The 13515-nt window shown below is 46.2% G+C and carries 13 protein-coding genes; 2 read left to right on the forward strand and 11 right to left on the reverse strand.

Annotated elements, in window-relative coordinates:
• Nucleotides 1-153: 153 nt before the first annotated feature.
• The 3 genes from typA to J2Z28_RS00645 form a co-directional block, all read right to left on the reverse strand.
• Nucleotides 154-1998 carry a translational GTPase TypA gene (gene typA / locus J2Z28_RS00635; protein WP_211080793.1) on the reverse strand — a complete coding sequence of 615 codons (1845 nt, stop codon included), beginning with the start codon at nt 1996-1998 and terminating at the stop codon, nt 154-156.
• A 177-nt stretch (nt 1999-2175) separates the two neighbouring features.
• On the reverse strand, nt 2176-2670 hold the full coding sequence (locus tag J2Z28_RS00640) for a hypothetical protein (RefSeq protein ID WP_211080794.1): 495 nt from the start codon (nt 2668-2670) through the stop codon (nt 2176-2178).
• A 297-nt stretch (nt 2671-2967) separates the two neighbouring features.
• Complete coding sequence (locus tag J2Z28_RS00645; RefSeq protein ID WP_211080795.1) at nt 2968-3627, reverse strand: TerC family protein; 660 nt, start codon at nt 3625-3627, stop codon at nt 2968-2970.
• 87 nt (nt 3628-3714) lie between these two features.
• On the opposite strand from J2Z28_RS00645, the gene J2Z28_RS00650 reads away from it, so the two are divergent.
• Nucleotides 3715-4425 carry a TerC family protein gene (locus tag J2Z28_RS00650; protein ID WP_211080796.1) on the forward strand — a complete coding sequence of 237 codons (711 nt, stop codon included), beginning with the start codon at nt 3715-3717 and terminating at the stop codon, nt 4423-4425.
• 123 nt (nt 4426-4548) lie between these two features.
• Here J2Z28_RS00650 and thiI read toward each other — a convergent pair whose 3' ends face one another.
• From thiI to J2Z28_RS00680, 6 genes are all read right to left on the reverse strand, one after another.
• The gene (gene thiI, locus J2Z28_RS00655; protein ID WP_026080966.1) at nt 4549-5790 is read right to left on the reverse strand and encodes a tRNA uracil 4-sulfurtransferase ThiI; all 1242 of its coding nucleotides are present in this window, start codon (nt 5788-5790) and stop codon (nt 4549-4551) included.
• 5 nt (nt 5791-5795) lie between these two features.
• Complete coding sequence (locus J2Z28_RS00660) at nt 5796-6944, reverse strand: cysteine desulfurase family protein (protein ID WP_211080797.1); 1149 nt, start codon at nt 6942-6944, stop codon at nt 5796-5798.
• Between the two features lie 172 nt (nt 6945-7116).
• A complete protein-coding gene (locus tag J2Z28_RS00665) occupies nt 7117-7869 on the reverse strand; it encodes a lytic transglycosylase domain-containing protein (protein ID WP_211080798.1) in 753 nt (250 codons plus the stop codon).
• A 149-nt stretch (nt 7870-8018) separates the two neighbouring features.
• Nucleotides 8019-8432: an MFS transporter gene (locus tag J2Z28_RS00670; protein ID WP_211080799.1), complete on the reverse strand. Its 414-nt coding sequence runs from the start codon at nt 8430-8432 to the stop codon at nt 8019-8021.
• A 35-nt stretch (nt 8433-8467) separates the two neighbouring features.
• Nucleotides 8468-8686: a DUF1540 domain-containing protein gene (locus J2Z28_RS00675; protein ID WP_074095869.1), complete on the reverse strand. Its 219-nt coding sequence runs from the start codon at nt 8684-8686 to the stop codon at nt 8468-8470.
• A gap of 165 nt (nt 8687-8851) precedes the next feature.
• Nucleotides 8852-9358: a YpuI family protein gene (locus J2Z28_RS00680; RefSeq protein ID WP_062835484.1), complete on the reverse strand. Its 507-nt coding sequence runs from the start codon at nt 9356-9358 to the stop codon at nt 8852-8854.
• Between the two features lie 283 nt (nt 9359-9641).
• On the opposite strand from J2Z28_RS00680, the gene J2Z28_RS00685 reads away from it, so the two are divergent.
• Nucleotides 9642-11516: a S8 family peptidase gene (locus tag J2Z28_RS00685; protein WP_211080800.1), complete on the forward strand. Its 1875-nt coding sequence runs from the start codon at nt 9642-9644 to the stop codon at nt 11514-11516.
• A 100-nt stretch (nt 11517-11616) separates the two neighbouring features.
• Here J2Z28_RS00685 and J2Z28_RS00690 read toward each other — a convergent pair whose 3' ends face one another.
• Nucleotides 11617-11874 (reverse strand): hypothetical protein, encoded by a 258-nt coding sequence (locus J2Z28_RS00690; RefSeq protein ID WP_017687261.1) that lies wholly within the window; start codon nt 11872-11874, stop codon nt 11617-11619.
• Between the two features lie 86 nt (nt 11875-11960).
• Nucleotides 11961-13481 carry a MocR-like pyridoxine biosynthesis transcription factor PdxR gene (gene pdxR, locus J2Z28_RS00695; protein ID WP_211080801.1) on the reverse strand — a complete coding sequence of 507 codons (1521 nt, stop codon included), beginning with the start codon at nt 13479-13481 and terminating at the stop codon, nt 11961-11963.
• Between the last annotated feature and the right edge of the window lie 34 nt (nt 13482-13515).

A 13515-nucleotide genomic window follows, 5' to 3' on the forward strand; every position in this document is an offset into this window, starting at 1 on the left:
GATCCATTTACTCAATGGTAAAATCCGGGGATAAAGGCGAACGCTTCGCTTCTACAGAATCGATTCCGATCCCTTCACTACTTCCACTGTGCATAACATCGTTAACTTCTGTATTCCATCAAATGCTAACTTATATAGTTTATTTTGTTGTTATTAGGCTTTAGAAGCCATTTTGCGTTGTTTTTCTGAACGCTCACGCTCGGATTTATTCAGGATCTTTTTACGAAGACGAATAGATTTTGGTGTAATCTCACAATATTCATCTTCATTCAGATATTCAAGCGCCTGTTCCAATGAGAAGATAATCGGAGTTTTAATTTTAACCGTATCATCTTTACCCGAAGAACGAACGTTAGTCAGTTGTTTTTCTTTGCAGATGTTAACAACGATATCATTGTCACGTGTATGTTCACCAACAATCATACCCTCGTAGATCTCAGTACCCGGCTCCAAGAAGAGCGTACCGCGATCTTCAACGCCCATCATGCCATAGAACGTAGATGTACCCGTTTCAGTTGAGATCAGCACGCCTTGGTGACGTCCACCCACTTGACCGGATACTACTGGAGCGTAGCTGTCAAATGCATGGTTCATTACACCGTAACCACGAGTCAATGTCAGGAAGTTGGTGCTATACCCGATCAAACCACGTGCTGGAATCAGGAACTCCAGACGAACTTGACCACTACCTGTGTTAACCATGTTAACCATCTCTGCTTTACGTGCGCCCAGGCTCTCCATTACGGAACCCATGCTCTCTTCAGGGATATCAATCAACAAGCGCTCAACAGGTTCCATTTTCTTACCATCAACTTCTCTTACGATAACTTCTGGTTTGGATACTTGAAGCTCATATCCTTCACGACGCATATTTTCAATCAGGATACCCAAGTGAAGCTCACCACGTCCGGAAACGATAAATGCATCTGGGCTATCCGTTTCGTCAACACGAAGGGAAACGTCTGTTTCCAACTCTTTGAACAAACGCTCACGAAGTTTACGGGAAGTTACCCATTTACCTTCACGACCTGCGAATGGACTGTTGTTCACGAGGAACGTCATTTGCAGTGTTGGCTCATCAATTTTCAGAACTGGCAAAGCTTCCGGGTTGTTAGGGTCGGCAATGGTTTCACCAATGTTGATGTCCTTGATCCCTGCAATGGCAACGATGTCGCCTGCTCCTGCTTCTTCCGTCTCAATACGTTTGAGACCTTGGAAACCAAACAGTTTCTCGATACGTGCAGTTTTGCTCTTACCATCACGCATAATAACCGTTACCGATTGTCCTTGACGGATCACACCGCGGTTAACACGACCAATGGCAATACGGCCAAGGTATTCATTGTAGTCCATCAAAGTAACGAGGAATTGAAGCGGTTCTTCAACATTTTCGGTAGGGTGTGGGATATGACTAACGATGGTATTGTAGATCGCCATCATGTTGTCATCTTGTTTGGCAGGATCATTATCCATGCTGGATGTTCCGTTCAATGCGGAAGCATATACAACAGGGAATTCGAGTTGTTGGTCGTTGGCACCCAGTTCAATGAACAGGTCCAATACTTCATCAATAACCTCAGTCGGACGTGCCGCTGGACGGTCAATTTTGTTTACAACAACGATTGGTGTCAGGTTATGCTCAAGTGCTTTACGAAGTACGAACTTCGTTTGTGGCATACAGCCTTCATAAGCATCAACAACGAGCAATACACCGTCAACCATTTTCATGATACGTTCAACTTCACCACCGAAGTCGGCGTGTCCTGGTGTATCCACAATATTAATCAGGTAATCTTTATAAGTTATAGCCGTGTTTTTGGCCAAAATCGTAATACCGCGTTCACGCTCCAAATCGTTGGAGTCCATTACGCGCTCCTGTACCGTTTCGTGATCTCGGTAAGTACCGGATTGCTGGAGCAACTTGTCAACGAGTGTTGTTTTTCCGTGGTCGACGTGGGCAATAATCGCAATATTGCGAATGTGTTCTCTTGAATGCATGTTTTGTATCCATATCCTTTCCAATTTCAAATCATATCTACTTAAACTTCCCGCAATTTCGCAGGTTACTCACAAAATAAGCGTCGGTGATATCCCGACGCATGTCTATATCCCTTATATTATAGTTTATTATAGGTAAAAATCAAGATATTTCGCACGAAAAGACCACTGGGAATGTTACCAGCCTCTCCCTTGACGTCCTCGTCCAAGCAATAACCAGACTCCGCCCAAGATCAAAAGGACAGCAAGTACATAGATTATTCCCGTTTGCAGCAAGGTAAATCCGAATAATATGATGGACACCGCACCAAGGATCAAAGCTGCAGGTAACACATATTCCGGTCTTCGCCGTTCAGCCATACTATATTCGAGTAACCCTATGGCGATCCCAAGCAAGAATGCTGGCCACAGCCTGCTCATAAGTCCAGCGCCCCATGTATTCGTTATACTGAATAAAACACCATACACCGTTAGTATGCCGGCAGGAACAAGTGACCACGATGGTGAAATACGCGCATAATATAACGCATGAAGGGCGATGCCTGGCAGCAGGATCAGCAAAGGCCAGAAATTACGACCAATAAATCCAAACACGCCAAACTTGCCAAGCAGAATAATAATTCCCGCAGCTGCAATAAATAGTCCAATCGCTTTTTCATTTCTCATCCTCATCTACAATCACCTCTTATACTATGGCTATGTACTTTATTTCTTCATAAACGATACGAATTCCATGCTGACTGTTGATATTCAAACCTGTAATCATGCTTCTAGTGTATCCGATGTTTCGGCAAAAAACTATACTTTATGTCGCACTTTGCATGCGTCCTTTACTTGTATTACCCTAAAATGCGCAACTTATGACTAGCCCAATGGTTGTTGTAGTGACAAGCGTATTCTCTCAACACAAAACCGCCTAAACCGGACGGTTCAGACGGTCATATGTTCAAGCTTTTATCCGAAATTAAACTATGCGTTCTTCCGCACAAATTTATGTGCGCCTCCAATCGCAACCACAAGACAAGCCATTGCTACGGGTAGCAGCGTATGCACCTCTGATGCCATACCTCCCAGCCATTCTCCTAACTTGGGGTCTTTCATCACCATCTCACCTGCTGTGAAGGCTAGGATGCCTGATCCGGCGAATACAAGAATAGGAAATCGCTTCAACAAACCAACAATTAACCCGCTCCCCCATACAACAATGGGGATACTGATTGCAATACCGATGACGATCAAAGCCAAATCCCCATCTGCCAAAGCCGCTATGGCCAAAACATTATCCAGACTCATTACAAAATCGGCAATCAGAATGGTTTGAATAGCTTTCCAGGTCGTAGAAGCTTCTCGAATATGTACTTCATCCTCATTTTGAAGCAGCAGCTTTACTGCAATCCAGAGTAGCAGCAGCCCACCTGCAGCTTGGATAAACGGAATCCCCAGCAGTAATACCGCTACGAAGGTTAATACACAGCGTAACAGAACGGCACCAAAAGCCCCCCACCATACCGCCTTTTTCCGTTGTATCGGTGGCAGATCCTTGCTGGCAAGCGCAATAACAACCGCATTATCTCCACTCAATACCAGATTGATCATTAAGATTTCAGTTAAAAGCCATACTGTATCCATGTCCTCATCCCCCCACATTAACTTGTATGTCAGAGTTGTCCATGCTATTCTTAATGATTGAACTTTATATAAGGAGTGACATATGGAATGGAGCTATTTAGTCCCACATTCTGGCTGGCTTTGCTGAACGTTGTCTTTATTGATCTCATTTTGGCTGGAGACAACGCCATCGTCATTGGTCTTGCAGCTCGAAATTTGCACCCTTCCGTGCAGAAAAAGGCGATTCTATACGGAACGGGCGGCGCACTTCTGATTCGAATTTTGGCAACGGTTGTTGTTTTATGGTTGCTTAAGGTGCCTTGGCTCTTGCTTGTGGGAGGCATACTTCTGATCTGGATCGCCTATAAATTATTGGCGGATCAGGGAGATGAACACAATGATATCCAGGCAGGAACTTCTCTGTGGACGGCTATTCGTACCATCGTAATCGCGGATGCAGCCATGGGATTAGATAATGTGATTGCAGTCGCCGGAGCTGCACAGCAGCATCTCGTGCTTGTCATTCTCGGACTCCTGATCAGCGTACCCATTATCGTCTGGGGCAGCACCCTGTTTATCAAGCTAATTAATCACTTTCCTTGGATCATCTATGTCGGAGCCATTGTTCTCGGGTATACGGCTTCTAATATGATCACTGAGGAGCAGCGACTCTTGCCTTACTTTACTGAACATCCGGCATTGCGCATTCTCTTCATCGTTGTGGTTATTGCAGGCGTAGTCTTTGCAGGTTATCGCAAACGCTCCAGTAGCTCCAGCCACAAGGGATCTGGCGGGGAACAGCAGCGCTCCTATTCGTAGGCTAATTTAAACTAAAATTAACATCTGAATACAGCAAAGGACTGAACGATATTTCATCGAACAGTCCTTTTTTTGCAGTTTACATAGCCCTTATTATGTAAGGCATGCTAATTTTTGTTGATTTTAGAACCAGTCATCCTTCATGTCATTATCACCTGTCTGATTCGATACCACAGAAGTTTCACCGGCATGCAGAGTAATCGTTTCAGTTTGTTCCACCGCTTGATCCACCCATTCTGACAGATGGCTCATTGTAGATTCAATTTTATCCACAATTCGAAGATTTGGATTGGTTGAAGGTGACTTTGGCACAAAGAGAGTACAGCAATCCTCATATGGCAAAATAGATATGTCATACGTTCCGATCTGTTTGGACAGGGTAATGATCTCCTGTTTATCCATCATAACCAGTGGTCGCAAAAGTGGCAGATCCGTCGCACGACCAATGACATTCATACTCGGAAGAGTCTGACTCGCTACTTGGCCCAGGCTATCCCCGGTGATCAGTGCGAGTGCCCGCTCACGCTCGGCAAGTTTGGATGCAATTCGCAGCATTGAACGTCGCATCAGCGTAATAATCAGATTGTCCTGACCCAGCTGGGTAAATGCCGTTTGGATCTCTGTAAATGGAACCAGGTGCAGCTTGATTGTTCCTGCATGATCAGCAAGGGCACGTGCCAAATCAATGACTTTCTCTTTGGCGCGCTCGCTTGTGAACGGGTAACTGTAAAAATGTACACATTCCACTTCAAGTCCACGGCGCATGGAAGACCAGGCTGCCACCGGGCTGTCTATTCCACCTGATAGCAGTACCATCGCTTTGCCATTCGTACCCAGTGGAAAGCCACCTACTGCCGGAATGGTTTCGTTGAAAATATAAGTACCCTGATCACGAATTTCCACTCGCAGTTCAATATCAGGTTGGCGAACATCAACACTCAATTGCTGAAACTTCCGAAGGATCGGGGAACCGACCAGATGATTCATTTCATGGGAAGAGTTCGGGAACTCTTTCCATACCCGCCTTACATTTACCTTAAATGTGGTGCCTTCCTTGAATTCGTCTTCCCTTTCGTCCATAAATGCGACTGCTGTTTTCACAATCTCATCAAGCTCGGATGGAGTAACTTTAACCGGACTAATCGACATCACACCGAATACCCGCTTCAGCACCTTAATCAGTTCAGTATGTGATTCACCGCCAAGATCCACATAGACACGGCCATATTCTTTGCGAAGGCTCGCTCCTGGATAAGGTTTAAGCAAAGCTTTCACCTGTGTAATGATCGTTTTCTCAAATCGGGCACGATTTTTCCCTTTTAACATAAACTCTCCGAAACGGAGAAGCAGCATATCATATTTCATATCCATTACATCCGCCTTTCGAGGGGCCGCAACTGCGCCACCATCTGATGTAAAGCCTGTTCAAGCAAGGCTACATCTTCTTCTGTATGTTCATCTCCAAGACTAATACGCAATCCGCCACCAGCACAAGCTGCATCTCTGCCCATCGCAAGTAGAGCCCGACTCGGTTCAGCCGAACGCGAAGAACAGGCAGATTGGGTCGATATGGTTACGCCAAGTTGCTCCAAGGTGTGCAGCGCCACTTCTGCCTTCATCCCGGGATAGGAGAAGTGCACAATATGAGGTGCACCCTCTGGGCTACTGTTCAATTCAAATTCAGGAATAACACGTATCGTTTCCATCAATCGATCACGGAGCACCGTTGTACGCCGGGCAAAATCAACCTGATCTTCTGCTGCCATTCGCATGGCCTTTGCCATGCCTACCAGCAACGCCACGTTTTCTGTGCCTGCTCTTAGGCCTTGCTCCTGTGATCCTCCTGACAATAGTGGCGTAAGCTCCACTCCACTTCGCACATACAGGAGACCTGCCCCCTTAGGTCCACGGATCTTGTGAGCAGACAGACTGTACAGATCTGCACCCCAAGCGGCAGGTGTAGCCTTCATTTTTCCAAAGCCTTGAACACCATCCACATGGAAAAGCACCCGTGGTGCTTTCTTTTTGAGCTGATTGCCGATCTCTGCAATCGGATGGATGGCTCCTGTTTCATTGTTTACATGCATCAGACTCACAAGCACCGTGTCGGGCCTGATCGCGTCTACAACCTGCTCAGCGTTGACCTCTCCATCGGAATTCACGGGAACTAATGTCACTTCCCATCCCCACTGCTGCAATTGCATAAAACTTTCGTACACAGAGGCATGCTCGGTAGCTGTTGTGATGATGTGTCTGCCTCGTGACTGATAACGTAATGCCGCACCTTTTATCGCCAGATTATTACTTTCTGTCGCACCGGAAGTAAATACAATCTCTTCTGGCTTAACGCCGATTGCCGCAGCACATCCAGATCGAGCACGACGCAGCAACTGATCGGCACGCTCTCCATACCCATGGATGGAGGACGGATTACCGAAATGTGTCTCCATAATTTCGGCCATCGTACGAATCACATCAGGATGGGGAGGTGTGGTTGCAGCATAATCAAAATATTTCAAATGAGGTTAGACCTCCCTTATCTCTTCGTTCTTGAACCTACAGTGAGCATTGTAACACGATACCCATACAACACAAAAAGACCAACCGGGAACAGGCGTTTCAAGCGCTTCTGCTCCCACATTTGATCTCATCCTGCCTATGATGTGTTATCGCAAATGTCTATCTGTGAGTTTAGATCACATATTTCGACTGTGCCTTCTCCACCTTGGAGATATAATTCTGAGTTTCGGAAGGCAGACGGTTAAGTACACTCATCAGTTCGCTATCACTCGACACGCCCAGACGTGAAACACGACCTGGTCCTGCATTATATGCAGCAAGTGCCATCTTCACTTCTCCACCGAAACGCTGGAGCTGAAGGGAAAGATACTTCGTACCCGCATCAATGTTCTGGGCAGGATCAAATGAATTACTCACACCCAGCCCTGCAGCCGTGCCATCCATTAATTGCATGAGCCCTTTGGCACCGGCAGAGGACACGACATTTGGGTTGAAATTGGACTCTGTGTCAATGACGGCCTTGATCAATGATTCAGGAACACCGTATTTGGCACTTGCTTCGGCTATCAAAGATTCATAATCCGTAGGTACAGATGCACCGGAATCCACAATTCCTGTATTGGACACAGATAACAAAGACTCAACAATATTATTGGAGGCAGAGGATAATCCTGATGTACTTATATCCGGGTTGTACGTGCTTCCAAGTTGTAACCACAACAATCCATCACTGGATCTTTTGGAGACCGTAGCGGTGGAATCCGTATTGTTTGTCGAAATGGCACCCGTACCTAACAGCCCGTCCATCACATTGGCGAAATCCACTGTTGAACCAGCATCCGATTGTGATCCACTGGTTTGGTTATTCACATTGGACAATTGCAGTTCCAACAACTGCCGCGATCCGCTTGGATCAATCTGCATGAGTTATACCCACTCCCGTATAATTAAGCGTATTATGACCTTATTCTACATCGTTTTACAGCAAGGTTCCATTGTTTTCAAAAAAAAACCTTCTGTAGTTCACCACATTTGGGTGAGAACAGAAGGCTTTTTAAATAACATTTTACACTCTAGCGAGCAAATGGAATCATAAAAAAATAACTCAGCGTGGCTACAATACCCAGTCCAATGGACCAGGCTCCCGCTGTCTTACGACCATTCACATATGCATAGTAACCCAGTACAGCTGCGGCCGGTCCAAGTACGATTGACCACATGAACAAAGACGCGATCCCAAAGGCAAGTCCCATGTAACCCGCAACCTTGCCTGTTGATTCCATGACCCGGTCTGCCTCATGCTTCTCAGGTACAGGCTCTGCCCGTTCGGTACCTCCAGTTCTTACGACAGTCGGAGGAGCGACCTCTGCCCCGTATTCTTCGCGATGTACTTTTCTTGGATAATCGACACGCATACGCTGTTTTTCACCTTCCCCCTTGGTCTCAGGGCGATCAGTGGAATGAATGTTATTATCGTCATTTTTCATTGGGAAGCACCTCCGTTATGAATAGGGATGACTGCTCACTTGGGTTTGAACGTGTGACAGCATGTTGCAGAGGATGTGCGTGCGTGATCATGGTGATCGGAGTCAAATGTCTCACCGGCAAATTCCTCATGCAGACGACGGGTGGCATGTTGGTCGATGTCAATCATGATGGCATCAGCGTGGCAGAAGTTGTTCTCTCCCCAAAAGTTGCAGTTGGAGACGCTGCATTTGACAATTGGTTTGTCTTGGCTCATTTTTTATCACCTCGACTACTATTGTCTCCCCGCCACAAACCTGATATTCCCCGTCAAAATGCCAGATGATGACATGATCACACCTCGTCTGATTCTCATTAAAAACACAAAAAAACCGCCACAAGGGCGGTTTCGTCCAATTTCATATTCAGGTTTAAACGTTAATTAGGCGTGATTCCGTTGATTTTGCATACGGCGCTGAGTCAAATAATCACTTTCATAATATGCCAGATCATCGCGCAATTCTTCGTACGTTTTGGAAACCTCAAGAATAACATCCCGTACTGCACGGATTGGCTTGTCACGGAAACGAATGGCATCTTGTCCTGTGTAAGCGTATCTTCCGTCTTCGGAATAACATTCATTTTTGGGATAGAAAAAGCTGTTTACGCATTGATGATACGTATTATAAAGAGCCTTTTCGGCAAAATCGACATCAAAGTTGGCACGACGCAGCACAACGCCAAGTTTTTCGTAAGAAACTTCAGAAAAAACGAGCAAATGACGGAGATCTGAAAGAAATCCTTTGTAGAAGGCTGTTGATTCTTCCGTCTGATTCTGATCCAGTTCAGGCAAAGCATTCTCATTCAAAAATTTTTCAATCCGATCGATAGCCGGTTTTAACTTTTCCCTAGTTGACTCACATGTTTTCTGTACATTGGCTGCTGACATAAAGGTAGCTCCCCCTTAAATAAGTCCTTACATATAGGTCGGCCAACGGTGGTTTTCCCCTGACCTTTGAATTCTCAGCTATAATCCTACCATAAAAAGATGACGAGCGGTATCCCTTAATCATGCTTTCCGCTTCTGCCGTTAAACATGCCTATTATACGCAGTCAGACTCGAACTCGTCTGCATAAAAATATCCGCTTTTTCTAACGATAGATATAACCAGTGACAACGACGAAGCACTGTTAATGATTGTCCAAAATGAACGAAGGAGGTTCCATCCACCATGTCCAGACCGAAATGGATTAACTGGGCCCTTGCAGCTGGTGCAGGAGCACTCGCCCTGACACTCCTGCTTCCAACATCCAATCGTCCCGAACCCAAGCCAAGTGCCCTGCCCGATTCTGCTCATGAAGAGCACACGAACAAACAGCGACTGAAAGTGCAGGACATCAAAGCAACAGATCTCCTGACCCGCATGGATGCCAAGCAACATCTCAGTATCATGCTGGAGAAAACCGCCACAATGAATGCTGCGCAGGTAAGCCGATATGTGAATGATCTCCAAAGTTCACATGAACATATCAGATCCATTCATCTCATGAATACCAATGGCTCTTTTAACAAGCCCTTTGATCACGCCTCCACACAAGGAAGCAAGTTGGAACAACAGAAGCTTCAACATGCGCTGAACCTTGCCAAAAAAGCGGCCAACAAACGTCAAAGTTTTGAATCCTCTTCTTTTCCTTTGGGGAAAGAAAAATATTTTGTTATGGGGCAACCCTCCAAAGATGGCAAAAGAGCTGTGATTGCCTTGTTCAGTCAGAACGTATTGAATTCTGTTGAACAACATCAGCGCAAAAATCTGCGCATGATCCCTTATCCGCGTGAAGGTAAGTTCAAGATAGAGTCTGTTCACCCAGATACCCTTAACGAAATCACGGTAAAAACCGGACATGATAATGCCAATGCCAGTCATTTTTACGAAAATGAAATCGTCATCCGTTTTCGCCAAGATCCCGGTGAACGGGATATGCGTATCATTAAATCCGATCTGAGAGCGCAATCTGCACGCAAGCTGGGATACACGTATGTTTTTCGGTCAGAACACATGAGTTACAAACAATTGCATAGTTATTTCGAAAGCAAATGGAATCCACTCTATATGGAGCCCCACTATATGTATTTAACCAATGATACTGCAACTGAACAAACAGATGTAACTATACCCAATGATATTTTGTTCTCCGATTATCAGTGGAATTTGCCTGCGATCGAGACGAACAGAGGCTGGAATATTACCAAGGGAAACAAGGATGTCATCGTTGCCGTGGTCGACACGGGGGTTGATATGAATCATCCTGACCTGAAGGGCAAGCTCCTTGAGGGTTATAATGTGGTCGAGCCGGGAAGCCAACCGATGGATGATGTGGGACATGGGACACACGTCGCAGGCATTATCGGCGCTATTGTCAACAATAATGAAGGCGTGGCAGGCATGAGCTGGTATAACAAGGTACTACCGGTTAAAGTACTCGACAACTCGGGTTCTGGTACCACGTATGCCGTTGCCGAAGGCATCATCTGGGCAGCCGATCATGGAGCCAAAGTTATCAATATGAGTCTGGGCAATTATGCTGATGCGCAATTTCTTCATGATGCCATTAAATACGCTTTTGACCGGGATATCGTCCTAATTGCAGCCACGGGGAACGATAATACGGAGCGTCCAGGATACCCTGCTGCCTATCCGGAAGTATTTGCTGTATCTGCTACGGACCCGGATATGAGCAAAGCTTCCTATTCCAACTACGGGGATTATGTAGATGTGATGGCCCCAGGGTCCAGTATCGCCAGTACCTATCCAAATAATCAGTATGCGGCCTTGTCTGGAACGTCCATGGCTAGCCCCCATGTAGCCGCACTTGCAGGTTTGATTCGTTCGTTAAACCCGGACTTGACCAACACGGAAGTGATGGATTTGATGCGCCAAAGTGTTATTGATCTCGGTGATCCGGGTCACGATAAGTATTTCGGTTATGGGCAAATCGATGTCTATAAGGCACTGCAAGCCGCATCAGGCAACAGCGCTCCTTTGCAGTTCTGGCCGCAACATGTCAGACAACAAATGGATAATACGATGAAAAAGTATACCCAGTAACCGTAATAACTCTACTCAGTAAAAATACAAAAGCAGCTGCGCCCCGGGGCGTACGCTGCTCTTTGGTTTGGATATCCAATTCCCCGGGGCCCCGCTGCAATTAGCGTTTGCGAGAAGTTGTGCGGGCTTTGCTTGATTTTTTCACGGATTTTTTCTTCGCATTATGGCTGGATACATAGCAAGGATCTTCTTCTTTGACAACAATAGGGTACATGTGGTGGTGAATTGGAACACAGTGATGTTTTTTGATCACTTCAATCGGGTGGATTACAGGCACGATTTGTGGGATGTAATAATCCTCAACAACCTGGATCGGGTCACAGACAATTGGGCAAAGCGGTGGACAGTAATGGTTCATTTCAAAACCAACTCCCTTTCTGGTGATACTATAACCTATTGCAGCAGATCGAAAGTGGATTGGATGTATGTCCATACTCCGAAAAATTATATGAGCGGTAGCCTGTCCGCCACTGTCCCACCCTGCCCAGGTGTTACTCTGTCAATAACTCGGCACAGTACACGAAGCCCTTCACACAAAAGCTCAACGTTTGTTACAGTGAAGCAGATGCGCAGACTTGGGGTATCCATCTCCCCTACATAACAGGCGGAACCCGGCAGAAAAGAGACCCCTGCAGCAAGTGACTGATGATGCAACTCACGCATATCCAAGTTACTCGGAAGTTGGAGCCACAGATTGAGTCCTCCCTCCGGCAAGCGCCATTGCATGCCCATAGTAGCATGCTCTTCCAGCACTTCAGATGCTGCGCACAAGCGGGAATACAACTCATCCCTCAATCGGGATACATAGGCACCGTACTGATTCTGAATAAAGGATTGCAACGCCTTTTGTGTAAGCAGCGGACTGCCCAAATCCGCCGTAGATTTCGCAGCCACAAGCCGGGTCAATACACTTCCGTCAGCAATGGCGCAGGCTATACGGCAACCGGGAGAGAGCACCTTGCTGAAGCTTTTGATATATACGACATGACCTGTCCCATCCATCGATTTAATGGAAGCCGGGGGAGGGTCCCTAAAATAAAGATCTGCAAACGGATCATCCTCCAGAATAAGGCAATGGTAGCTTTGCGCAAGATTAAGAAGTTGTGCTCGTCTTCTTGCACTCATCGTAATACCTGTTGGATTGTGATAGGTCGGGATCGTATAGATCAGCTTGGGCGGATAGGTATCACATAACCGGGTCAACAGATCAATACGCATGCCTTCGTCATCCATCGGGACCGTAATGATCTTTGCACCTCTACTCGTAAATACATCAATAGCTCCGGTATAGCTTGGTGCCTCCATGTATACAACATCCCCAGGTCCGACAAAAGTCCGTGCCACAAGATCAATTCCCTGCTGAGCACCACTTGTAATTAGCATGCGTTCAGGTGCCACCTGTAGTCCACGCTCGGCAAAATGTTCGGCGAAGATCTGTCTAAGCTCCCGATCTCCCTGAAAAGATCCGTACGCTGCCATACGCTCTGTATGATCAGAGGAGAGTCGGTAGGCGCTGTCGATAATCTCGCGTGTAGGCAACAGTTCAGGCTGAATCGCTGACATATGAAGTTCATACCGCACTTGAGGTGAGGTATCAAAATGTCTCCAGAGCTGCGCTCGCGGTAAATAATCCACCAGTGCCATCTGCCAATTCCATGACGTACTGGATTCGCTGTTGGCATTGTTTCGCTTCGTTCGGTCCACATCCTCCATCTGATCCACGTTCAATGTACCTCTCACATAACAACCTTTTCCCTGGGAGCAAGTGATCAATTGAATCGCTTCGAGTTCAGCATACGCTTTGGATACAGTGACCAGGCTGACACCCAAATCCGCCGTCATTTTACGAATAGAAGGAAGTCGGGTTCCAGGTTCAATGAGTCCTGATCTGATGCGATCGGCAATCGTTAGCGCAATTTGCACGTACAATTTGGTACTGCTTCCCCGCCTTAATTCAATATGCATATGTGCTCCCCCAACTGTTATGATCTTCATTTTA

The sequence above is a fragment of the Paenibacillus xylanexedens genome (assembly GCF_017874615.1).
In the GTDB taxonomy this organism is placed as follows: domain Bacteria; phylum Bacillota; class Bacilli; order Paenibacillales; family Paenibacillaceae; genus Paenibacillus; species Paenibacillus xylanexedens.